The organism is Lysinibacillus sp. NPDC056232 (assembly GCF_042267565.1).
Taxonomy (GTDB): domain Bacteria; phylum Bacillota; class Bacilli; order Bacillales_A; family Planococcaceae; genus Lysinibacillus.
In genome coordinates this window covers 1-23,073 of the sequence record NZ_JBHJTF010000061.1, presented here as the reverse complement: position 1 = coordinate 23,073, position 23,073 = coordinate 1, and the positions used below count along the sequence as shown (strand labels likewise).

At 38.6% G+C, this 23,073-nt stretch carries 19 protein-coding genes and 1 pseudogene; 8 read left to right on the top strand and 12 right to left on the bottom strand.

The window, feature by feature from the left end:
- Nucleotides 1-495: 495 nt before the first annotated feature.
- The 5 genes from ACFCYJ_RS25880 to ACFCYJ_RS25860 all read left to right on the top strand — a co-directional run bounded on the left by ACFCYJ_RS25880 (nt 496) and on the right by ACFCYJ_RS25860 (nt 7,002).
- Nucleotides 496-1,587: an extracellular solute-binding protein gene (locus tag ACFCYJ_RS25880; RefSeq protein WP_376078648.1), complete on the top strand. Its 1,092-nt coding sequence runs from the start codon at nt 496-498 to the stop codon at nt 1,585-1,587.
- A gap of 124 nt (nt 1,588-1,711) precedes the next feature.
- Nucleotides 1,712-2,782: an ABC transporter ATP-binding protein gene (locus ACFCYJ_RS25875; RefSeq protein WP_376078646.1), complete on the top strand. Its 1,071-nt coding sequence runs from the start codon at nt 1,712-1,714 to the stop codon at nt 2,780-2,782.
- Between the two features lie 12 nt (nt 2,783-2,794).
- Nucleotides 2,795-4,516 carry an ABC transporter permease gene (locus ACFCYJ_RS25870; RefSeq protein ID WP_376078645.1) on the top strand — a complete coding sequence of 574 codons (1,722 nt, stop codon included), beginning with the start codon at nt 2,795-2,797 and terminating at the stop codon, nt 4,514-4,516.
- 27 nt (nt 4,517-4,543) lie between these two features.
- Complete coding sequence (argH, locus tag ACFCYJ_RS25865; RefSeq protein WP_376078643.1) at nt 4,544-6,058, top strand: argininosuccinate lyase; 1,515 nt, start codon at nt 4,544-4,546, stop codon at nt 6,056-6,058.
- Complete coding sequence (locus ACFCYJ_RS25860; protein WP_376078641.1) at nt 6,046-7,002, top strand: N-acetylglucosamine kinase; 957 nt, start codon at nt 6,046-6,048, stop codon at nt 7,000-7,002. The genes argH and ACFCYJ_RS25860 overlap by 13 nt, the downstream gene beginning before the upstream one ends.
- A gap of 208 nt (nt 7,003-7,210) precedes the next feature.
- Here the strand turns inward: ACFCYJ_RS25860 and ACFCYJ_RS25855 are convergent, their stop codons facing one another.
- The 4 genes from ACFCYJ_RS25855 to ACFCYJ_RS25840 form a co-directional block, all read right to left on the bottom strand.
- Complete coding sequence (locus ACFCYJ_RS25855) at nt 7,211-8,515, bottom strand: transglutaminase domain-containing protein (RefSeq protein WP_376078639.1); 1,305 nt, start codon at nt 8,513-8,515, stop codon at nt 7,211-7,213.
- Nucleotides 8,516-8,619: 104 nt separating this feature from the next.
- Nucleotides 8,620-9,774, bottom strand: a complete 1,155-nt coding sequence (locus ACFCYJ_RS25850) for a transglutaminase domain-containing protein (protein ID WP_376078637.1) — start codon at nt 9,772-9,774, stop codon at nt 8,620-8,622.
- 247 nt (nt 9,775-10,021) lie between these two features.
- Nucleotides 10,022-10,282: a metal-sensitive transcriptional regulator gene (locus ACFCYJ_RS25845; RefSeq protein WP_010857552.1), complete on the bottom strand. Its 261-nt coding sequence runs from the start codon at nt 10,280-10,282 to the stop codon at nt 10,022-10,024.
- Between the two features lie 136 nt (nt 10,283-10,418).
- Nucleotides 10,419-11,129 (bottom strand): glycosyltransferase family 2 protein, encoded by a 711-nt coding sequence (locus tag ACFCYJ_RS25840; protein ID WP_376078635.1) that lies wholly within the window; start codon nt 11,127-11,129, stop codon nt 10,419-10,421.
- 427 nt (nt 11,130-11,556) lie between these two features.
- On the opposite strand from ACFCYJ_RS25840, the gene ACFCYJ_RS25835 reads away from it, so the two are divergent.
- A complete protein-coding gene (locus ACFCYJ_RS25835; RefSeq protein WP_376078633.1) occupies nt 11,557-13,494 on the top strand; it encodes an SEL1-like repeat protein in 1,938 nt (645 codons plus the stop codon).
- Nucleotides 13,495-13,501: 7 nt separating this feature from the next.
- Here ACFCYJ_RS25835 and ACFCYJ_RS25830 read toward each other — a convergent pair whose 3' ends face one another.
- From ACFCYJ_RS25830 to ACFCYJ_RS25805, 6 genes are all read right to left on the bottom strand, one after another.
- A complete protein-coding gene (locus ACFCYJ_RS25830) occupies nt 13,502-13,645 on the bottom strand; it encodes a hypothetical protein (RefSeq protein WP_376078631.1) in 144 nt (47 codons plus the stop codon).
- A 192-nt stretch (nt 13,646-13,837) separates the two neighbouring features.
- The gene (locus ACFCYJ_RS25825) at nt 13,838-14,242 is read right to left on the bottom strand and encodes a hypothetical protein (protein WP_376078629.1); all 405 of its coding nucleotides are present in this window, start codon (nt 14,240-14,242) and stop codon (nt 13,838-13,840) included.
- 76 nt (nt 14,243-14,318) lie between these two features.
- Nucleotides 14,319-15,689, bottom strand: coding sequence for a sensor histidine kinase (locus tag ACFCYJ_RS25820; protein ID WP_376078650.1), 1,371 nt, complete (start codon nt 15,687-15,689; stop codon nt 14,319-14,321).
- Nucleotides 15,689-16,360 carry a response regulator transcription factor gene (locus ACFCYJ_RS25815; RefSeq protein WP_376078627.1) on the bottom strand — a complete coding sequence of 224 codons (672 nt, stop codon included), beginning with the start codon at nt 16,358-16,360 and terminating at the stop codon, nt 15,689-15,691. Before ACFCYJ_RS25815 ends, ACFCYJ_RS25820 begins: the two co-directional genes overlap by 1 nt.
- A gap of 145 nt (nt 16,361-16,505) precedes the next feature.
- Nucleotides 16,506-17,603: a DUF1648 domain-containing protein gene (locus ACFCYJ_RS25810; protein WP_376078625.1), complete on the bottom strand. Its 1,098-nt coding sequence runs from the start codon at nt 17,601-17,603 to the stop codon at nt 16,506-16,508.
- Nucleotides 17,604-17,606: 3 nt separating this feature from the next.
- Complete coding sequence (locus ACFCYJ_RS25805; protein WP_376078623.1) at nt 17,607-18,002, bottom strand: GntR family transcriptional regulator; 396 nt, start codon at nt 18,000-18,002, stop codon at nt 17,607-17,609.
- A 117-nt stretch (nt 18,003-18,119) separates the two neighbouring features.
- On the opposite strand from ACFCYJ_RS25805, the pseudogene ACFCYJ_RS25800 reads away from it, so the two are divergent.
- A pseudogene (locus ACFCYJ_RS25800) lies at nt 18,120-18,611 on the top strand (O-methyltransferase); the annotation flags it as partial.
- 453 nt (nt 18,612-19,064) lie between these two features.
- Here the strand turns inward: ACFCYJ_RS25800 and aceB are convergent.
- Both aceB and aceA read right to left on the bottom strand, forming a co-directional pair.
- Nucleotides 19,065-20,663, bottom strand: coding sequence for a malate synthase A (gene aceB / locus ACFCYJ_RS25795; protein WP_376078621.1), 1,599 nt, complete (start codon nt 20,661-20,663; stop codon nt 19,065-19,067).
- 110 nt (nt 20,664-20,773) lie between these two features.
- Nucleotides 20,774-22,057, bottom strand: coding sequence for an isocitrate lyase (gene aceA / locus ACFCYJ_RS25790; RefSeq protein ID WP_376078619.1), 1,284 nt, complete (start codon nt 22,055-22,057; stop codon nt 20,774-20,776).
- A gap of 214 nt (nt 22,058-22,271) precedes the next feature.
- Between aceA and ACFCYJ_RS25785 the strand changes: the two genes are divergently transcribed.
- Complete coding sequence (locus ACFCYJ_RS25785) at nt 22,272-22,943, top strand: LytTR family DNA-binding domain-containing protein (protein ID WP_376078617.1); 672 nt, start codon at nt 22,272-22,274, stop codon at nt 22,941-22,943.
- Nucleotides 22,944-23,073 lie beyond the last annotated feature (130 nt).

The following is a 23,073-nucleotide window of genomic DNA, read 5'->3' as shown; positions in this document are numbered from 1 at the left end:
CCTTAACACCGGTTTTACGTGAATATCTAGATTTAACTAAACCCCTTAAAACCCTTTACTCAAAATTAGAAATACATAAATTTAATTTTATAGATGTCCTTGTTTAAAACGTAGCATTCATTTCATAATCACCAAAATCAACTTTTGTTAACTTTTGAACATATTCTGATAATCTACTCTGAAATGCTTTAAATCTCGCTACTTTAAAGGGTTTTCGACTCTAGATCACTTATACCCCGGTATAAGTGCGTCCGGAATCGGCTTTGTGCCTGCACAAAGAACTCCTTTCCGATTCCGTGACATCCGCCGGAGGCTTTAACTTCTTTCAGCGGGTGTTTGGGCAACCGCTGAAAGAAGTTAAGCACCATTGCTATCTAGTATTTACTTAGCTATGATGAATCTAATTATAATTTTTTAATTATTCTAACATTAATGCCAGGTTTCAAGATTATACTGATAGTATGTAAGTTTTTCACTATTAGGAGGGGGAAGATTATGCAGAAAAAACGTGTCTTCGGTTTTTTGCTTGTGCTGATGGTCATTGTCTTAGCTGCTTGTAGTAGTGACAAGGCTGCTACAAAAGATAGCGACAAAACGTCCAGTTCTGAAAAGACCGATGTAGCAGCTAAGCCATCTGGAAAGCTTGTTATTTATACAGGGCGCGATGAAGAGATGGTGCAAAAGGTAATCGATCAGTTTAATGAAAAGTATCCGGACATTGAAGTGGAATTTTTAACGATGGGCGCACAGCAAATTTTAGAACGCCTACGTGGTGAAAAAGCAAATCCTCAGGCTGATTTTTGGTGGGGCGGTACGCAATCTGCACTAACTGTCGGCGCCAATGAAGATTTACTTCAAGCTTGGAAGCCTAGCTTTAACGACTCCATTGATGCGGCTTATAGAGATGCAGATGGTCGTTGGTTTGGTGAAATGTTACTACCAGAAGTCATTATGATTAACAGTGATGTATTAAAGAAAGAAACGGGCCCACAGGATTGGGATGATTTATTAGATCCAAAGTGGAAAGATAAAATTTTAATTCGAGGTGTATTAGCATCTGGGACGATGCGTACTATTTACTCATCTATGATTTTACGTCAAGGCGCAGATTCACCTGAAAAAGGCTACGATTGGTTATTAAAATTAGATGCCAACACGAAGGAATATACACAAGATCCAAATGCACTTTATTTAAAGATGACACGACAAGAAGGCAGCGTTTCTTTATGGAATTTACAAGATATTTTATTAAAGAAATATACGACTGATTATCCGTTCGATTACATTTATCCGAAAAGTGGTGCACCGATTTTAGTTGATGGCGTTGCTGTTGTCAACAATGCCAAAAACTTAGAAAATGCAAAGCTCTTCGTAGAATTCTTATTTGAAAAAGGAATGGTCACTCAACTAGCAAAAGATTACTATCAAATTCCTACTCGCTCAGATATCGATAAAGCAGCAATGCCTGAGTGGTATAAAGAATTAGATTTAAAAACGTTTGATATAGATTGGCAGCTCATGACTGAAAAAGAAGCTGAATGGATGGAGCATTGGGATAACAATATTAAAGGGCGCGGAAAAAAGTGATCGATTATTAAAGAGTGGTAACTCATAAAACATCTACGAATATTGTTCATGTTTTTAAGCCTCGAGTATATTTTTGCTCGAGGCTTAATGCAACTAATTTTCTAACGAGAAAGGAGCATTTCAGTTGAAAAGTGTCAAAATAGAAAATGTCTCTAAGAAATTCGGTCAAATTCACGGCGTAAAAGATTTAGATCTTCATATTAAAGCTGGTGAATTTTTCACTTTCCTCGGTCCAAGTGGTTGTGGAAAAACGACAACACTAAGGATGATAGCCGGATTTTATTACCCGACGGAGGGGAAAATTCTTTTTGATGATTTTGATGTGACAAGGCTTCAACCTAATAAACGGAACATCGGTATGGTGTTTCAAAATTATGCCCTCTTTCCACATATGACGGTGAACGAAAATATCGCCTTTGGATTACAAGTACGGAAATTCTCGAAGGCGGAGATTAAGCAAAAGGTTGACCGTATTAGAGGGCTTGTCCATTTATCGCAATATGGGAATCGGAAAATTAATGAATTATCTGGCGGGCAGCAGCAACGGGTTGCATTGGCAAGGGCGCTTGTCATAGAGCCTGATATTTTATTATTAGACGAGCCATTGTCAAATTTAGATGCTAAACTACGCGAAGAAACCCGCGTTGAAATAAAACGTATTCAATCCGAGCTCGGTGTTACAACCATCTATGTTACGCATGATCAAATGGAAGCGATGTCCATGTCAGATCGGATAATGGTCATGGAAAATGGGAACGTCAGACAAATTGGTACTCCACAAGAGATTTATAATCGACCTTCAAACCGCTTCGTAGCAGATTTTATTGGTGAGACAAACTTAATCGAGGGGACAATCGATGCTGTTAACGATAACGATATACACGTAAAAACAGCGAATGGACTTGTTCTCACTGGGCGAAAGCAACAAAGCTCCCCCACTTTAACGCATATGATTGGAGACAAAGTGTTTATTTCTATTCGTCCTGAATCTATTCATCAAGGTACTGGTGAAAACACAATAACGGGTAAAATCACTTTTGTTGAATTTACAGGAATTAGTGTGAACTACATTGTGGAATGTCTAGATTTTTCACTTAAAGTAATGATTATTAATATGAATGGTCAATTCAAAAAAATTGGTGAAGAAATCACTCTAACTATAGCCCAAGATTCACTGTATTTTTTAGGAGAATAGGAGGGTACTAGCATGGAAAAAACACACCACAATCCTTCAGAAGGAAATGCATGGACACGTCTAACTAGCTCGAATTGGTTTGTCTATATTTTAATTGCACCTTTATTTTTAGTGTTGTTTGCCTATGTAGTATACCCGTTCTATCAAACTTTTAAAGAAAGCTTTTCTGGTGCTGACGCGCTATCTACTTATAAAAACTTTTTTAATATAGCTAGCCCAGCAAATTTAGAGGCATTGTGGACCAGTATATATATATCCGTTATCAGTGTTATTTGCTGTGCAATCGTCGGTGTAACCATGGCATTTCTACTGGAACGCTATAATTTCCCAGGCAGACGGATACTCTCTGTTTTAGTATTGATACCCATGGCTCTTCCGCCACTAGTAGGTGTACTGTCCTTTACATTTTTGTATGGAGAGAGTGGGATTTTCCCACGTGCATTTCAACACCTATTCGGCTTAGAGCAAGTACCCTTTTCATTAAAAGGCATCTGGGGGGTTATCGTAGTACATACATTCACTATGTACACTTACTTCTACTTAACCGCCTCAGCAGCTATAAAAGGTCTTGATCCAGCTTTAGAAGAAGCCGCTACTAGTTTAGGTGCCGGACGTATTCGGGTATGGACAAAGGTTATTTTGCCCATGTTAACACCTTCGATTGTTGCCTCATCCTTACTCGTCTTTATGATATCTATGGCATCTTACACTGCACCTTTAATGTTCGGTGTCGAACGCACAATGACCATGCAAATCTATTTATCACGTACGAATGGGAATTTAGATATGGCAGCGACACAATCTATGATTTTATCCTTTGTGTCCATTACCTTTTTAATTGTGATGCGCTGGTATCAAAACCGTCGAAATTATCAGAACCTCAGTAAAGGTATTAGTGTGCATCGATCTGAAGTGTCTTCCAAAAGCATGAAAATGATGGCGACTATTGCGTCTTTCATAGGCACATTAATTTTAATTTTGCCGATTTTAGTGCTGATATTAATTTCATTTTCCGTTGATGGTGCATGGAAAACACAAATTCTCCCAACCGACTATACACTGGATCATTATCAAGCACTTTTTACAGATGAACGGACGTGGCGACCAATTTGGAACTCCATTCAAATGGGAATCGTTGCAACACTCGGCAACATCCTTTTCGGTGTTGCAGCAGCCTATGCTATGGTTCGGCTAAATTTTAAAGGTAAAACATTACTCGATATTTTAATCATGGTTCCTTGGGCATTGCCGGGAACGGTTGTAGCTGTCAATTTGATCGCAGCCTTTAGTACAGAAAATATATTCGCCTTTAATCAAGTTCTTGTCGGGACGTTCTGGATCTTGCCGTTAGCTTATTTTATTAGGCATTTACCTCTTGTTTTCCGATCGACATCGGCATCACTTGTTCAATTAGATCAATCTATCGAAGAAGCATCACGGAGTTTAGGTGCAACATGGTGGTATTCATTTAGACGTATTGTACTGCCACTTACCTTTACGGGCATTTTGGCAGGTACGTTACTTGCACTTGTTCAAAGCTTTGGCGAATTCGTAGCGTCTATTCTTATTTACAGTACGTCGACAATCCCATTATCAGTGGCGATATTCCAAAAACTATATTCATTTAAATTTGGAACTGCTTGTGCATATGGTGTCTTACAAATTTGTTTAATCTTAATTGTGCTTATTATTTCTGAGAAGTTATCTAAAGGCAGTGCTGGTTCGGCCATATAACTGCTAATCTAATAGGAGGCAATTCATATGTTTGAAGATTTCCGCAACAAAACCCAGCAAGAAGATGGGATGATCTTCCCTTCTAATATTTATCGTGAAATTGTCTTACAGCCGGCTTATGATGAAGCCAAGAAAAACTTTTTAACATTTATGCTACAAATCAATATTGCACACTTAAAAATGTTAGAAGAACAGGGATTAGTAAAAAAAGAAGAAGCTAAAGAGATTGGTATTGCTCTAAAAAAACTAGACTTGAACTATTTTCGTATAGAGGATTACAGCCCGCGATATGAGGATTTGTTTTTCCGCATCGAAAATAAATTAATAGAGCTTGCTGGCGATGTTGCAGGAAATCTTCACATTGGTAGAAGTCGTAATGATATGGGCATTGCCATCTATCGAATGACTTTAAGGAAAAAATTGTTGTTGCTTATGCAAGAATTACTGACATTACGGGATGATTTAATCGCAGCCGCTGAGGAGCACGTTGATACGATTATGATTGGCTATACACATACGCAGCAGGCACAGCCAACAACCTTTGCACATTATTTGAAGGCTGTCATCGATCAACTTGAACGGGATTTTGAACGTTTACAGCATGTCTATAAAACGGTGAATCGCAGTAGTATGGGCGCAGCGGCCTTAACGACTACAGGCTTCAATATTAATCGAAAGCGTATGCGTGAGTTATTGGCATTCGATGATATTATCGAAAATGCGTGGGATGCTGTTGCCGGTGCAGATTATATCGCAGAAGCAGCGAGTATCGTTCAGCTTGCGGCTCTTAATCTCGGCCGTACATCCCAAGATTTTCTACTATGGGCTACACAAGAATTTAATGCATTTACGTTGGCGAGCCCGTACGTACAAGTTAGCTCGATCATGCCACAAAAGCGCAATCCTGTTTCAATAGAGCATACACGTTCATTGCTATCAGCGGTTGTTGGTGACGCTAGTACAGTATTACAGATGGTACATAATACACCTTTTGGAGATATCGTAGACACTGAGGATGATATGCAACCATATTTATGGCGCGCCATCGACCGTTTAATTGGTATTTACAAACTATTTGGTTCGCTAGTTGTCACGATGGATGTAAACAAGAAAAAACTAAGAAATCGAGCAAAAAATAGCTTTGCCAATGTCACAGAGCTTGCCGATACGTTAGTGCGCTCTGAAGGGATTTCATTCCGGCAGGCACATAGTATTGTTAGTAAATGTATTAAAGTATTGCTCTCTCACGGTGAGGAATCTCTAGCAAGTCTTACATGGGGTCTTGCCAATACACAATCCAAATTAATTACTGGTGACCCATTAAAAATTTCTGAGGAAGATTTTTATAACACATTAAAACCAGAGACTTTCGTTGGTGTACGTACATTACTTGGTGGTCCTGCGCCCGTAACGATGAAAGCATCTCTTGAACGCTCCAAGGCAAATTCTCAAAACCTTTATGAGTGGATTCGTTTGAAGGAGTCTATGATTGTTGAGGCTGAAAAACTATTAACAGTATTTATAGAGGAATGGAATCAATGATGGGATGGCTACTTATTGTTGACGGTGGTGCTACAAAAACGGCATGTGCGCTCGTACATGCCGAGTCTGGTGAAATAAACTATACAACATCAACAAGTGGCTCAAATTATCAAGCAATTGGTGCTGCATCTGCTACAGAAATATTGCAAGCATTATTAGCAAATGTGCAGGACTTTTTGCAAAAGCAAGCTGACTCCACTATTGCTGTCGCTACCTTTGCAATGGCTGGGATTGATTCTCCCAAAGATCATGAAGTCGTATCAGCGATCGTTCATAGCGCAGTATCAGCATTACAACTAAAGATAGATACGCTTATTATAGAAAATGATGCACAAGCCACTTTACTTGGTGTTACTGCTGGACAGGCAGGCGCATTACTCATTGCTGGAACAGGAGCCATTGCGTACGCATTTGATGGTACACAAATAGTACGTGCAGGTGGCTGGGGGCATCGCGCGGGAGATGAAGGCAGTGGCTATTGGTTAGGGCAAGAGGTTATACGCGCCATTTTCCGCATGGAAGATGGGCGTGGTGAGCCGACCTTATTAAAAAATGATGTCTATGATTATTTAAGGATCCAAGATGTTACAGAGCTAGCTTCATGGCTGTTCCATCCATCCTACACGAACGCACAGCTTGCAAAAATGGGGGCATTTTTAGCAGAGGCCGTGGCCAAAAAGGATTCATGCGCCATTCAAATATCCATGCGTGCTGCCCATGAATTAGTACTCCTTGCATGCGCCGTGTTGAAAAAAGTTGATTATCAGGGCGAAGCATTTAGCCTTTATTGTAATGGTGGTGCTATTAAGCATAATCCATTAATTTTTAAAACTTTTTCACAGGAAATGAAATCGATGTATCCGCAAATTGAAGTTTCTCTATGTCAGCATCAACCTATCCATTATCTTATAGAGCGAACAAAAAGGGCCTATGACAGTTTGTAATGTCATAGGCCTTTCATGTTGTTGAAAACTATTATGTCAATGGAATTAAGGTGTGTATTTAAACAAAGTACTACTCTTCTGCAAAACGAGGGGTTGATTTCCGTTCCGACTGGGCGCTTTCTTGGGGGCGTCCAGTCTCCACTCCAATCAACCACTACACCTAAAATGTACCTTCCGGCATGTCACTCATATCATTTTCGTTGATACGTTAAAGTGACATTTTCTTTAGTTCATTTGTCGTGAAATATAAATAGCTGTCCTTCACAAATAAATCTTTCGTTTCTTCCTTATTTAACATTTGTTCTCCGCTTCCATCCGGACGAATCTTCGTTAAATACGCTCCGTGTGAATAATTACTAAAATATAGCCAGCCATCTGCATAAACGAGGTACTGTGCACGCGAATTAGAGACGCGTTTCGATTTACCTGTTTTTAAATCAAGGACATACAATTTATTATCATCAGAAACATTACTATAAAATATTTCTTGCCCTACCTGTGCAGCGAAATCTACATTGTGAAAGTAGTTATACATTGTACTCATGGCTTTCGGGTAGTCTTCTACAATCCACGTATGGTCTTTGGCCATCGTTCGATCATCTACTAAAAAATATTGATAGCGTACCGCTCCTTTACGATCAGGTACCGGATCATTCCATGTAGTATCGAGGTGGTACCATTGACCATCCAGCTTTACTAAATTCCATGCATGCCCTTCCTGTCCGACATAGCCTACTATATATTTTGTTTCTATACCTAGCTTTTGTAACATCGAATGAGCCAGCAATGCATAGCCCTGACAAACACCACCATGTTCCGCAAGCACTGTATAAGCACTATGTGGACTTGATTTTGTTTGATCCGTATAGGCGGTATTGGCAACGATATAATCATTGACAGCCCTAACCTTCTCTACATCACTTAATGATTTTTTATGGATAGAGGCTACAACCTCTTGAACATTCATTTCAACAAATGCCGACTGCTCTGGTGTCATTAAATAGCTTTGCTCCCCAAAGATTTTGGCCGTTCTTCCTCCATATTCAAAACGAATTGAGTGTTTACTAATATGTCCGTATACATAATCATCTCGTTTAATAGCATTTTCATAGGCTTCTTCTACTAACTGTTCAATTCGTTGTGTATTGCCTTTATATTGAATCTCAAACGTAGGTGAAAAACTACTGTAGTACGCATACATCGCATCAGCCATTTCCTTTGCGTTTGTTACAACTAACTTTGCTTCAGGTTTTTTGACTGCAGGAGCTGTAACGGCTACTCCTTCTTCTGGTTTTTCTTCTATAGGTGTGGCCGTTTCAATGGAGGTACTCTCAGAAAGTTTAGCAGTAACGTCTATGATTTTTTCCTTTGTTGAAAGAAGCATCGTTTCTATCTCATCATTATTTGCCCAAGTTATCACTTGTTGTACAACTGCCTTACCAGCCGTATAAATGGGGTCAATAAAAATAATGATCATTACAATAATGGCTAACTTTTTCCACAAAATCCTCACCTCCAACCGTTTTCCTGTATTCATTATATACAAAAAAAGCACAAAGAACTCATTGGAAGTCCTTTTGTGCTTTCATTTTATCAATAGGTAAGAATATTTGTAGCTTATTTTATTTTAAGCTTCTGTTCTTTGCCATTAATACTATAAACTAAATAATTATCATTAACTCTTAAATTAGTAACTGCTTGCTTTACGAGCACCTCAGTTTTTAATGTATTAAGATTTAATTTTGTTAAGTAACCACCGTTACTGTAATCGCTGAAATATAAAAAGTTATCTGCTCCTGTAATATACAAGGCACGTTTATCTATAACCTTTGTTTTCTTACCACTTGCTAAATCAAGTTTATACAATTTATCTTTATCTGCTGTATTACTAAAATACAGTGTATTTTTAACCTGATATGCAAAATGAACATTTTGCATATAGTTATATTTTGTACTTGTTGCAGCCGGATAATTTGATGCTATCCATTTATGATCTTTCTTTAGCTGCGCATCCGTTACTAAGAAATAATCGTACGAAGAAGCGCCGTAACGATTTGGTATTGGATCATTCCATGTTGTATCTAAATGATACCATTGACCATCAACCTTCACTAAATTCCATGCATGTGCCTCGTTACCATTAACAGTACCAACAACATACTTTACGTCGAATCCAGCTTGTTCCAATAATTTATATGTTGTTAACGCGTAACCCTGACATACAGCTTGTCCTTCCATTAACAATGCATAAGCACTATGGGGACTAGCCTTTGTTTTAGTACCATATGTAGTATTTGACACGATATAATCATTAACCGCTTTTACTTTTTCGAATTCTGTCATTGAAGGCTTAATAAGCGTTTTTAATAGTTGATCAACCTTTTTTTGCACTGCTGCTTCTTGTGTTTGGTTTGTCAAATACTTCACTTTAAATGTCACATTGCCTGTTGAGTCTGCAGAAATAGTGGTACTTTCCATATGACCACCCGCATAGACTGCTTGTTCCTGTGCTTTTTCAAAGGACTCCATAAATTTCTTTTTGAAATCTGTCATTGGTCCACTATATGTAATTTTAATTTCGGGAGCGAAATTATTTAATTGCTTTACGATTTCTGTTGTGAATTGATCCCAAGTTGTTACTTTAGTATTAGCTACTACATGATAAGCAATCCCTGGGGAAGTATTTACTGAACGAGCATCTGCATTTTGAGCATAGGCTGCTGTTGGACTTAACATCAGTAATGCTGCTCCACCTATCAACCATTTCTTCACAATAAATCACCTTCCCATTTGTTATATTCTTGTAATTAGAATAACAGAGAAAGTAACTACCAATCTATCGGACAAGTTCACTAACTATGACTTTTAACTATACAATCAATAAATATCACATAGGTATAAACTCCTTTAAATAAAAAATAAGGATCGAATTCAACTATATTTTTGTACAAAAATAAAAACTCACCTGTTTTTAGTGAGTTTTCTAAGCCCTTTTCTATCGAGCGGGCTTCTCTTTATGTTAACGACTTTTTACTACTAAATTAACTGCCTCTTGAATAACTTCATTCATTTTCTCGCCATCACCTTCAGCATTTTGTACACATTCTAAAAGATTCGTACTAACAATGACACCAACTGTGCGATCTACTGCTGAACGTACAGCCGATAATTGAGTAATGACTGCCTTACAGTCCTTTTCTTCTTCCATCATTTTTAAAATTCCACGTAGCTGGCCTTCCATGCGTTTTACACGATTTTTCACTTGATCTGAATATTCCATCATCATTGCTCCTTCTTTCTATACTCGCTACGTTCTTGAGTAATTATTATTCTTTATCCTAATATAAAAATCAAATATGCCTCGGCATATTTGCGTCCGGAATCGGCTTTGGGCCAACACGAAGTTAAATCTGTAGCTATTTTTTCCTTGGTTTTAAATAATTCATAAGCATTTTAGCAATAATTGACCGTGCATTTGTTATTTCATCATACTGTATCACTGTATTTTTCTTTATTCGTAACTGACCTATCTCTACCTCAAAAATTGGACACTTTCTTTTAAGTGCAGCGACTAGCATATTTGTGTCGTAGTCATATCGTTCACCTTTTACTTTCATCAGCCACGGCAGTTCCTTTATAGAAATAAACCGTAAACCTGTTTGTGTATCCACTAATTTTCTATGATAAAGGATTTCAAAAAACAAACTTGTTGTACGATTACCCCAATATGATAAAAACGTGCTGTCCGTAGAATGAAAGTTACGTACCCCTAACACAATTCCTTCAGAAAATACCTTTGTCATCGTTAAAACGAGCTTTACATCTTGTAAAGTATGTTGGCCATGAGCACCAACTGTAATGACACCTTGAAACACGCTTCTTTGCGACCTTACATAGGCAAAGGCTGTTTTTAGCGCGCCTCCCTTACCAATATTGTGGTCATGCTCTAGTACTCGACAGCAATCAATTTTGTTTAACTCATCAAATACACTTGCATATTTTTGATCGCTGCCATCATTGACAATAATAATTTGGCTAATGGTGGTGGCTAATAATTGATGGACATAGGTTATAAGTGACTGTTGTGGATTATAGGCTGGTATTATTGCTGCTATATTTTTCATCATTTCTATCCCCCGGATAACATGAAACTTTGGCAGATACACTTTTAGTAATTGCTACTTCGAATTTCTACAAATCTCCTTATACCACATAGTATCACGTAACGAGGACAATTCAACAATAACGGTATTTTCCCGATATATGAAAAAAGGAACTTTTATGATTCATCACTAAAAGTTAGGAATGGCATTGGTCAAAACATATGCCATATATAAGTTAATTGTTGGCGTGGAGACTGAGCGACTCCTTGGGGATCAGCAATAGAGGACGCAAGTGAAGCGGTTCATCGGACGCCCCCATGAAACTTTGCTCTGTGCGAAAGCGTAGCGTCAACAACAATTGTTTTATCTGTGCGAAAGCGTAGCGACAGCAACAACAAAGAGCCCAGTCGGAACGGAAATCAACCCCACGTTATGGTTATGAGCCATTTTTATGAAAGAGGTGAGTTCTATCGTCATACAATATGAAATTCTCCAAGATCAATGTAAGAAATTAAAAGCATTATCCTTCATTAAATTGGCTAAAAATTTACAGGATGCTAGCTCGCTTGCCATGTCAAAGCCAGCTCTATCTCTACAAAAATCACTCCTTGTACTGGAGGAAATTTTATATGAGCTTTATAAACTAGAAATGCATTCAGAACCAAAGCTAAAAAACATTCGATCATTACTCAATAATCGTAGCTTTGTTGCAAAAATTCATCCTCGACGCATTTATTTACTAATGAATCTTGTAAACAAAATGGCATCTAGTAATAGTAGTGAAATTGTGGAAGCAAAGGTCGCAAAAATTGTTCTTGATTATATAAGTGATATTGTAGAATGGTTTATTAAACACTATGACCGTAGCTTAAAGGCAAAAATGATTCGTGTAGCCCCTAGTTTTGAAGATATAACGTCAGTTTTTGATATAAATATGCTTCTTCAAGATAACCAATCAACCGAGGCCTATAAGAGTGCCGCAAACTGGTTTGAGCTTGCAGCAAAACAAGGGAATGCAAGTGCTCAATATAATTTAGGTGCTCTTTATAATCAAGGCCGTGGTGTTAAGAAAGATTATGCAGTTGCAAAAATGTGGTATGAACGCGCCGCTGCTCAAAATGATGCAAATGCACTTTATAGCTTAGGCGTGCTCTATCATTTAGGTCATGGTGTTGTACAAGACTATGCACAAGCCACTCGCTATTATAAAGCTGCTGCGGATTTAGAAAACGCAGATGCACAGTACAATCTGGGAGTTCTATACAACCAAGGACTTGGTATGCCACAAAACTTTGAGGAGGCAGCAAAATGGTACATGCTAGCAGCCAATCAAGGGAATACAAGTGCTCAAAATAACCTTGGATTCCTTTATCACAACGGAACTGGCGTCGAGCAAAGCTATGAGGAAGCTATAGCCTATTTTGAAATGGCCGCATTAGCTGGTGATGCAAGTTCTCAGTATAATCTTGGCTATATGTACCTTAAAGGTCGTGGCATCTCACAAAACTTTGAAGAGGCTGCGCAATGGTTCCATTTAGCTGCACTTCAAGACCATACAAATGCAGAATTTCAATTGGCAATGTTATATAACACTGGCCAAGGTATTCCTCAGGATCGTATAGAGGCTATAAAATGGTTTAAGCTCGCAGCACATAAAGGACACTTAAACGCTCAATACTGTCTCGGTGTACTCTATGTCAAAGAAAACGATATACCTTTAGCTGAAAAATGGTTACAATTAGCCACTAACACTGGACATATAAGTGCAGGATTTGAGCTTGGACGTATTTATGTATATCAACTTCAACAACCAGAGAAAGCACTCCCTTACTTCAAAGCGGCCGCTGAAAAGGGTTATGCTGACGCTCAGTACGAGCTCGGATTATTATATGAAGCTGACTTGAATTATCATGAAGCAGTAAAATGGTGGAGAGCCGCTACGGATCAGTCCCATATTCAGGCTGAATATCAATTAGGGTTATTATATGAGCACGGATTGGGGATTGAGCAGGACTTAGAAGAGGCACGACGCTGCTATCGACTAGCAGCCATCCAAGGGCATTCAAGTGCTCAATATCAGCTTGGTAATTTATTTGATAAAGGAAAAGGTGTCAAACAGGATTATACAGAGGCAGCAAAATGGATTGAACAAGCTGCCGCTAAGGGTCACGCCAAAGCACAGTATCAATTAGCTCAAATGCACAGTCATGGACAAGGGGTACCGAAGGATTTTGCGAAAGCAGCCCAACTGTATCGACTGGCTGCCAATCAAGGGCATCAAAAGGCACAATTCCAGCTTGGTATGCTTTATAAAAAAGGGCATGGTGTTGCACAGGATTATACCGAGGCAACAAAATGGCTTAAGAAGTCTCTTGAAAATTTAAAATAAAAGACTATTAGCATAGCGTGGGGTTGATTTCCGTTCCGACTGGGCGCTTTGTTGTTGCTGTCGCTACGCTTTCGCACAGATAAAACAATTGTTGCTGTCGCTTCGCTTTCGCACAGATAAAACAATTGTTGCTGTCGCTTCGCTTTCGCACAGAGCAAAGCTTCCTGGGGGCGTTCGATGAGCCCCAAGGAGTCGCCCAGTCTCCACTCCAATCAATTTATATATATATGGCATATGTTTTTAAAAATGCCATCCCTAACTTTTAGTAATAAACCGAATAAAGCTGTTCTTCATAAAAAATACCGTGTCACCTCTTATTAAAGACAGTGACACGGTATGTTGATTAGTTTTTCATTTCTTCTTTTTGATTCACCATAAATGTTACAACGATGAATAAAGCAAAGCTAATTAATAGTGTTGTTCCACCTACTATAAAGAAAATCATTGTAAACGTTCTGCTAAAATTAAATGGATTCAAATTGTAGAACCACATTCCTAGTGTTAAGCCAAAAACACCGAGAATTGCAGTCCAACCATGAGCTGTTACTAATTTTTGTGATTTCACTTTAAAGACACGATAGAAAATCCCCCATGCAAACATACTTAACCAACCTACGAGCAAAATATGTGCATGTATCGGTCTATATTCATAACTACCTGAGCCAGACATATGTGAGCCTAGATACGTTCCCAATAAGGCAAAAATCGCAGCAAGACGAATAAGGCGCATACTCCATTTTTGTTCCATACGATAACCCCTCCTAAGCTTTTTCAACTTAGTCAGCAGTTTATCTCGTGAACATGAACTTTACATGAACTCCTCATTACAATTTTGGTAAGTGAACACGTACCTTTGTGCCGGAATTCATAACACTTTCTATATGAACCGTTCCTCCATGTAACTCAGCAATTTGCTTCACGATGGCTAGTCCAAGACCAGTGCCTTGCTTTGTTCTGGACGCATCTACTCGATAAAAACGATCGAATACCTTTTGTAGTTGTTCAGCAGTCATTCCTATTCCACTGTCCTCAATGAGTACTTCAACTGAGGTTGAGGATTCTTGCACGTGAATATGAATTTCTCCACCTTCGACATTATATTTAATGGCGTTCGTCAATAAGTTATCCCAAACATTTTGTAATAGCCCAGCATCACCATCGTATGTTACTGGTTCAAGCTGATACGATAATTGTACATTTGCGTCCTCGAGCTGCCAGCGGTATTTTCTTACGATTTCCTTTAATTGCTCATCTAAACGATAAGGTTCACGCTTTAACAACCTAGTAGATTGATCGAGTGACGTTAGTAAAAGTAATTGCTTTGTTAATATCGACATACGCTTCGTTTCTAGCTCAATAATCGTTGTATATTCCTGCCTTTCCTTGTCGCTTAGCAAGGGATTCTTTAGTAAATCTACATAGCCTTGAATATTCAACAATGGCGACTGAAAATCATGGGACACATTACTAATAAACTCTTTACGTATTCGATCATTTTCCTGTAATTTTTCTGTCATGACATTAAAGCTATCTGCTAATTGTCCAATCTCATCAGCTCGATCTATATCCAGTAGCGTATCGAATTTTTCATGTGCAAGCTGATGCGTTGCCTCTGTTAGTTGTGTAATAGGGCGAATTAATGCCTTAGCAAAAAGTAGCATTGCCAATAGACTAAGTACTGTCATTGCTAGCATAAGTCCACCAAGTATCGTATGCACCTCAGAAAACAACAAGCGAATATCAGGTCTAATGAACAATGCATACTGCTCATCTTCATAAGTAAATGGCACACCTATCGTATTAATTAACTCATTCGCAAAAAAGCCTGTCACAAAAGTCTCTTTAGGAAAATCACGCATACCATGATAAATTTCTCCGTTTAAAACTTGCTTGACCGTTTTGGATGGCACTATTTTATCACGATACTCACCGCCGAAGAAATGTCCTTCGTCACCAGTCGTTACATAAATTTGATACCCTATTCCCCCAAGGGTTGTTAAATAATTATCTAAATCGTTAGGCTTTGACGACTCAATATATTTCGCAATATCCTGCGCAATTTTCACATTTTTAGCATCGTTTTTTTCCTTCACAACTTGATGATAATAAGTATTTGTCGCTAAAAAACCGATACACAAGCTACCAATCATAACGAGCATTGTCGTGACAACAAATTTACTATATAACGTTTTCATCATGCACTAACCTCAAGCTTATAGCCTACACCGCGCACCGTTGTAATCTCAACACCTGTTTCATAACGATGCAGACGCTCACGAATCCGCTTCACATGCGTATTTAAAGTCTGCTCATCTCCATCATAGTCATAGCCCCACACTTGCTCCATAATAAAACTTCGTGTGAACACCTGATTTGGGCGAGAAGCTAGTAATGCCAATAGTTCAAATTCCTTTAATGGCAGAACAAGCGTGTCTTCCCCAATGACAACCTCAAAGCTTCGACGATCAATAACTAGTCTACCCACTTGGATGGTTACCTGATTTTTCTTATCTAATCTACGCAATATCGCGGCTATGCGAAACAACAATTCTTTAGGTTCAAAAGGCTTCACAACATAGTCGTCTGAGCCTGCCAAAAATCCTCGTTCCTTGTCCTCAAGCTCGCCTTTTGCTGTTAATAACAGTACAGGAATATCGTAGTCCTGGCTCAATGTCTCGGTTAATGTAAAACCATCCATTCCTGGCATCATGACATCTACAACTGCCAAATCAGGCAAGTTTCCCACAAGTAATTTAAGGGCCTGTTGTCCGTTTTCCGCCTGTACCACCTGATAGCCCTCTCTTGTCAGATAAATATTCACTAGCTGTAAAATATGTACATCATCATCTACAACGAGAATTTTCATTCAAGCTTACCTCCAACCAACTTGTTTCCGAAACACTATTTTAACTTCTTTCAGCGTGTGTCACGAAATCGGCTTTGTGAATGCACAAAGCCGATTCCGGACGCAATTATGCCAAGGCATAATTGATTAACAACTTTCATTTATATTACAACGAAAAGAAAGAAATCAACAGCAATATAAGTAACGGCAAACCAATTACGATATAGCCTCGTGGATTTGCAAAATTCATCGTCCAACCGACCCCAAAGCGTTTCTCGACAAAAACGGAGGGATCTTGACGATTCACATAAATTAATCCACCCTTCCAATAGCGATCCTCATCAACATCCATTACTTCCGAAACGACATTATCTCCATAAGTCACCCTCAGCTTGCGTTTTTTCCATGCGTAAACAAGGACTGAGCCAAAAACGAGGAATAAAAATAAAATAAATACCGGTAATAGCCTATTTCCTGTAGTCATTGAAGGATAGATATTGCTTAGCTGTAATACTGTAAATAATATTGTAAGGGCATAGCTTAATAACATAATGCTCCAGCTCATATACTTTCGACTTTTTAGCTGATCTTCTAAGGATTCTTCCTTACGATTAACAGCCAACTTGATTGCTGAACGCTTTATAGAATCTACAATTCCCCACATCATACATTGCATCATCAGCATAACAAGCGGCAATGAAACCGCAGTAAAATATGTTTTGCTTCTCCAAGAATCCGCTTCACCGCTAGGTCCCCAGTGTACAGCAATGTGATCGGGTATTTGGTCATAATGGCGGACTGTAAAGATAATTAGAAACACCGTAACACCAAAAGGGATTACATAAAATGGCCACGGAAGCATTTCATCACGACTACGAGCCGTTAAGTCAACTGCACGCACTTGTTTTATATTTAAGCCCCATTGCTCTTCCCTTTTAAGTTTTAAAACTTTTTGATGGTTTATCCAATATAATGTCATACTGACTGCAAGCATTGTAAATAAGCATCCTAGCAGTAAAATACTTTGCATGAACTCAGATTGTGCAAAGTAATAATAGCTAACAATCATCATCAGTAATAACATGACACCAGATATTCCGACGATTTGAGCATAATGCTTTTTCATATTACGTAATGCGGGATGTTTTACATTTTGTTCAGGTACAGTAACACCAAAAATGATTGTCTCACGTACTATATATGGAACAAATAATTGTAGAGCTAATGTTAAGAGGTAGACGGTTAAAAAAACGAATAGTAGCATGTGCTACACCCCTTCTACAGGTATTTGCAAATCAGAAAATACCTTTTTTATCATGTGCTCAATTTGCTCAACTGTTGCGCCAAGCACCATTCCTTCTACCACAACAGGCTTTAAGTTTTTTTCAATTTGTTGTAATTGTTCAGGTGTTAACGCCCGCTCCTCTGTTGAACGAACAATAGCACCTGATTTAGCTCTAATTGTAATGATGCCTTTCTCCTCTAACTCATGATAGCTTTTATTAACCGTGTGCATATTGACACCCAGATCAGCCGCTAAATTACGTACAGATGGCAGGGTATCTCCTGGCTTCATTTCCCCTCTTGCAACGCCTTCCATAATTTGTCGTGTTACCTGTTCATAAATTGGTACATCAGATTGTGGCTCTATTTGAATAAACATTCATATCATCTCCATAATTGTTATATAGATAATATAACAAATAATCATTTTTTGTGCATAAAGAAAGGGAAATTGCAATTATAAAGAGTTCTTAACAGTTTCTATAAACTTTTGCACAAGTTTTTAGAAATTGGAACACTTGGTGGCTATAGTAGTATTTGGATTGGATGGCGCGTGCCCTTCCTAACGAGGGTAAAGTTTACACACTTGAAATTGATCCCGCGTATGCCTCAGTAGCTAAAGAAAATATTAAAAGAGCTAGCTGTGAACATAAAGTTGAAATTATAGTTGGAAAGGCATTAGATACATTGCCTATTTTGAAAAAAAGCAGGACCATTGTTCGATTTAATTTTTATTGATGCAGATAAGCCCAATAATCCACACTATTTGAAGTGGGCATTAGAATTGGCTAAATCAGGAGCAATAATCATCGCTGATAATGTAGTGCGTGATGGTGCTGTAATTGATGAAAAAAATGAAGATGAAAGGGTACAAGGTGTGCGACAGTTTATGGATTTATTGCAAGAAGAATCTCGAATTGAATCTACAGCTATCCAAACAGTTGGCAATAAAGGCTATGATGGTTTTGTACTCGCCGTAGTTAAATAATTGAAAAAGGAGATGTCTCATGATTAATTCGAGACATCTCCTTTCAACAATAGCTATTTCGTAACTATTGCTAATTTTTCTTTCAAACATACAACAGCTTGTTCGATATCAACTGTACATCCTATTTCATTTAATGTTTCCCCTATTAATCGGTCCAGGAACCTATAGTATTTCGTTATTTCGCATGTTTGCTCCCCCTTACAATGTTTTTGGAAAATAAAAAAATGCCTTACAAGCCCCCATCTAAGCTCGTAAGACATCCTTCACCCCATTTAAATCTCTTTTTATTAATAGACCCCTTTTTGTAACAGTGTTCATTTTTCAGTAAGGAACGGGGGAACAGACCCCGCTCGTTACATTAGTGGAATAAGGTGGACTCCATTCGAGTTTAGTCCACAACAATTTAGGAAAGTTTGGATATGTTCGTTTAGTAGACTCGTATCTCAAAGCAAGTTAAGCTAATTTTTCGTAACCTGGAAGCGTCAAGAATTCCGCAAATTCGTCTTGTTCAATTAAAGATTTAAACAGCTCAGCAGCTTCTTCATAGCGGCCACTGTTATAGGCTTGTTCCCCAACAGCCTCTTTAATTTTCACAAGCTCTTCCTCCAAGATTGCTAGGACAAAGGCCAATGTAATACCACGACCATCATCCAAGATACCTTTTGGATGACGAATCCATTGCCATACTTGTGTACGAGAGATTTCTGCAGTTGCAGCATCCTCCATTAGGTTATTAATCGGCGCAGCTCCGTTGCCTCGTAGCCAAGAAGCAATGTACTGAACGCCTACACTACAGTTAATACGAAGACCTTCAAGTGTAATTGTACCTTCTGGAACAGCTACTAGATCTTCTGCTGTAACATTTACATCCTCACGCTTTTTATGGATTTGGTTTGGTGTCGTCATAATCGCATCAAACTGTTCCATCGCCGTTGCAACCATACCTGGGTGCGCTACCCAAGTTCCATCATGGCCATCTGTCGCCTCACGACATTTATCTTCTGCAACCTTTGCAAACGCTACAGCATTCGCGTCGTCATCCCCTTTAACAGGGATTTGTGCTGCCATACCGCCCATCGCAGGTGCATTACGTTTATGACATGTTTGAATACATAAAGACGTATATGCCTTCATGAATGGTACAGTCATTGTTACTTGCCCACGGTCCGGTAAAATTACATCAGGTTGATTGCGCAGACGTTTAATATAGCTGAAAATGTAATCCCAGCGTCCACAATTCAGACCAGCTGAATGTTCACGTAGTTCATATAAAATTTCATCCATATCAAATGCTGCTAAAATTGTTTCGATTAATACAGTAGCCTTAATCGTGCCTTGTGGAATTCCGATATAATCTTGTGCAAACACAAAGACATCATTCCATAAGCGAGCCTCTAAATGGCTTTCAAGCTTCGGCAGGTAGAAATAAGGTCCCGTACCTTGTGCCAATGCATTTTTAGCATTGTGGAATAAATACAGACCGAAATCAAAGAAACTACCAGAGATCGGTTCGCCATCTACTAGTACATGCTTTTCAAGTAAATGAAGGCCACGTGGACGAACTAATAACACAGCTGTGTTTTCGCTTAACTTATACGTCTTACCATTAGATGCTTGTGTAAATTCAATTGTCTTATTAATAGCATCACGCATATTCACTTGGCCGCCAATCATGTTTTCCCATGTCGGAGCAGATGCATCCTCAAAGCAAGCCATAAACATTTTTGCACCAGAGTTTAAAGCATTAATAACCATTTTGCGGTCAACAGGTCCTGTAATTTCTACACGACGGTCTTGCAAATCTGCTGGAAGTGGTGCAATTGTCCAATCTCCCTCACGGATGTGCTTTGTTTCTGGTAAGAAGTCGAGTTTCTCACCTGCATCAAGACGCTTTTGACGTTCTTGGCGAGCCTCTAATAGCTCTTTTCGACGAGCATCAAATTTTTCGTGCAGGGCAAGAACAAACTCAAGGGCTTCTGGTGTTAAAACTTCTTTTGTTTGCTCGTTTTGTTCCCCAACAATTTTAAGCTTACCTGTTGTTGCTTGTTCCATCAGTTATTTCCCCCACCTTTGTAATTTTAAGTAGTCATCCCCCGCTTTAGGAGGAGCGGAGGAGACTAATCTATGATTATGAATTTAGGAATACACGTACTTTATGAAACTTATACGAATTGTTCTGTTTCTGTAGAACCAGCCATTGCTGTTGTAGAAGAAGTACCACCAGAAATAACTTGAGATACATCATCAAAGTATCCAGTACCTACTTCACGTTGATGGCGTGTAGCTGTGTAGCCTTTTGATTCTGATGCAAACTCAGCTTGTTGTAGTTTAGAGTATGCAGCCATACCATTATCTTTATAATCATGCGCAAGCTCAAACATAGAGTGGTTTAATGCATGGAAACCAGCTAATGTTACGAATTGGAATTTGTATCCTAGTTTACCTAACTCGCATTGATATTCTGCGATTTCTTCTTCTGATAGATTTGCTTTCCAGTTGAAAGAAGGTGAGCAGTTGTATGCTAGCAATTTACCAGGGAATTTAGCATGAATAGCTGCCGCAAATTCACGAGCTTCCTCAAGAGATGGTTTAGAAGTTTCACACCAAATTAAATCTGCATATGGCGCGTAAGCTAAACCGCGAGCAATGGCTTGTTTGATACCTGGTTTTGTTCGGAAGAAGCCTTCCGGAGTACGTTCACCAGTAATAAACTCAGCATCACGTGGATCGATATCAGATGTTACCATATCAGCAGCATCAGCATCTGTACGAGCGATTAAAATTGTCTCAACACCCATTACATCTGTTGCAAGACGAGCAGCAACTAAGTTACGAACTGCATTTTGTGTTGGAAGTAAAACTTTACCGCCTAAGTGACCACACTTTTTCTCGGAAGCTAATTGGTCTTCTAAGTGAACACCAGCAGCCCCTGCTTCGATCATACCTTTTACAAGCTCAAATACATTTAGAGGACCACCGAAGCCAGCCTCAGCATCTGCCACGATTGGAGCGAACCAATCAAATTGATCTACACGTCCTTCCGCATGATCGATTTGATCTGCACGTTGTAAAGCTTGGTTAATACGCTTAACTACTGCTGGTACAGAGTTTGCTGGATATAAGGATTGGTCAGGGTACATTTGACCAGAAAGGTTAGCATCAGCAGCTACTTGCCAGCCTGATAAGTAGATTGCTTTTAAGCCTGCTTTCACTTGTTGTACAGCTTGATTACCAGTTAATGCACCTAATGCATTAATGAACGGTTCTTCGTTTAAAGAGTTCCAAAGTCGAGCCGCACCTTTACTTGCTAAAGTTTGTTCAAGTACAACTGAGCCCTGTAACTTAACAACCTCTTCAGCTGAATATGCGCGTTCAATACCTGCCCAACGAGGGTTCTCAGCCCATTGTTTTTCTAATGCTTGGATTTTTTCTTGACGTGTTGACATATTGAAATTCCACCTTCCCCTTTGTATACAATATACTCTGTTAAAAAACTTTTAATCCGCTGTTCCATAACAGGTTTATTTGTTGTAAATTAATATATAACAGAACATCTGAATTTTCATTATTTTTAGATAAAATACCAAATTTTAATGATAAAACTGCTTTTTTTGGCGACGGAATTTGGTAAACTGTTTACAAACAAGGGGGATATTCACAATGAATAATGAGTTTAATTCTTTGCCAAAAGATATTTCACAACAGTTTATTTCAATGTTAAAGGACTGGGTTCCAGTCAATTCATCCATTGCAATTGCCGCTGAAAACTCCTATATTTATTTTCATTCTGGACATCAAAACATTAACTTAGAAGTTGGCCAACAAGTACAATCTGGCAGCATTGCTGAGCAAGTACTACGTACAAGGAAACGAACAGACGCAGTTTTAGATAATTCCTTATTTGAAACACCCTATTACGGGATAGGTTATCCTATAAACATTTTAGATGTGCCAGCAGCACTTGTTGTAGTATTGCCTTCAACCTTTACCGAAAGGAAATTAGAGCCCTTTCAATTTTTAACTGGAAAGCAAGAAGAGGAATGGAATCCTGTTGCAATTGAAAAAATCTCTCATATTGAAAGCCTGCAGAAAAAAACGTGGTTTTTTGTGGAGGGGGAACAATTTAAAACAAGTATTACACTGAAAGAACTTCAAATGCGTTTACCTTCATCTTTTATTCGCATTCATAGATCTTATATTGTTAATATTCATTTCATAAAAAAAATGGCTCGTGATCTTACTTCCAATTTTATTGTCACTCTAAAGGATGGAAGTGAACTACCCGTTAGCCAATCTTATTTAAATAATCTTCGAAACGCTCTTGAATTTTAGATTTTACCTTGGCGTAATTGATATTATTGTTACTATCGCTTCGCTTTCGCACAGAAAACATTTGTTGCTGTCGCTTCGCTTTCGCACAGAAAACATTTGTTGCTGTCGCTTCGCTTTCGCACAGAAAACA

Bases quoted from the DNA above. Each gene is read 5' to 3' on its own strand.
- ACFCYJ_RS25880 (WP_376078648.1), top strand. From the start codon at position 496: ATGCAGAAAAAACGTGTCTTCGGTTTTTTGCTTGTGCTGATGGTCATT.
- ACFCYJ_RS25870 (WP_376078645.1), top strand. From the start codon at position 2,795: ATGGAAAAAACACACCACAATCCTTCAGAAGGAAATGCATGGACACGT.
- argH (WP_376078643.1), top strand. From the start codon at position 4,544: ATGTTTGAAGATTTCCGCAACAAAACCCAGCAAGAAGATGGGATGATC.
- ACFCYJ_RS25860 (WP_376078641.1), top strand. From the start codon at position 6,046: ATGGAATCAATGATGGGATGGCTACTTATTGTTGACGGTGGTGCTACA.
- ACFCYJ_RS25845 (WP_010857552.1), bottom strand. From the start codon at position 10,282: ATGGAATATTCAGATCAAGTGAAAAATCGTGTAAAACGCATGGAAGGC.
- ACFCYJ_RS25840 (WP_376078635.1), bottom strand. From the start codon at position 11,129: ATGATGAAAAATATAGCAGCAATAATACCAGCCTATAATCCACAACAG.
- ACFCYJ_RS25835 (WP_376078633.1), top strand. From the start codon at position 11,557: ATGAAAGAGGTGAGTTCTATCGTCATACAATATGAAATTCTCCAAGAT.
- ACFCYJ_RS25825 (WP_376078629.1), bottom strand. From the start codon at position 14,242: ATGGAACAAAAATGGAGTATGCGCCTTATTCGTCTTGCTGCGATTTTT.
- ACFCYJ_RS25820 (WP_376078650.1), bottom strand. From the start codon at position 15,689: ATGAAAACGTTATATAGTAAATTTGTTGTCACGACAATGCTCGTTATG.
- ACFCYJ_RS25815 (WP_376078627.1), bottom strand. From the start codon at position 16,360: ATGAAAATTCTCGTTGTAGATGATGATGTACATATTTTACAGCTAGTG.
- ACFCYJ_RS25810 (WP_376078625.1), bottom strand. From the start codon at position 17,603: ATGCTACTATTCGTTTTTTTAACCGTCTACCTCTTAACATTAGCTCTA.
- ACFCYJ_RS25805 (WP_376078623.1), bottom strand. From the start codon at position 18,002: ATGTTTATTCAAATAGAGCCACAATCTGATGTACCAATTTATGAACAG.
- aceB (WP_376078621.1), bottom strand. From the start codon at position 20,663: ATGGAACAAGCAACAACAGGTAAGCTTAAAATTGTTGGGGAACAAAAC.
- aceA (WP_376078619.1), bottom strand. From the start codon at position 22,057: ATGTCAACACGTCAAGAAAAAATCCAAGCATTAGAAAAACAATGGGCT.
- ACFCYJ_RS25785 (WP_376078617.1), top strand. From the start codon at position 22,272: ATGAATAATGAGTTTAATTCTTTGCCAAAAGATATTTCACAACAGTTT.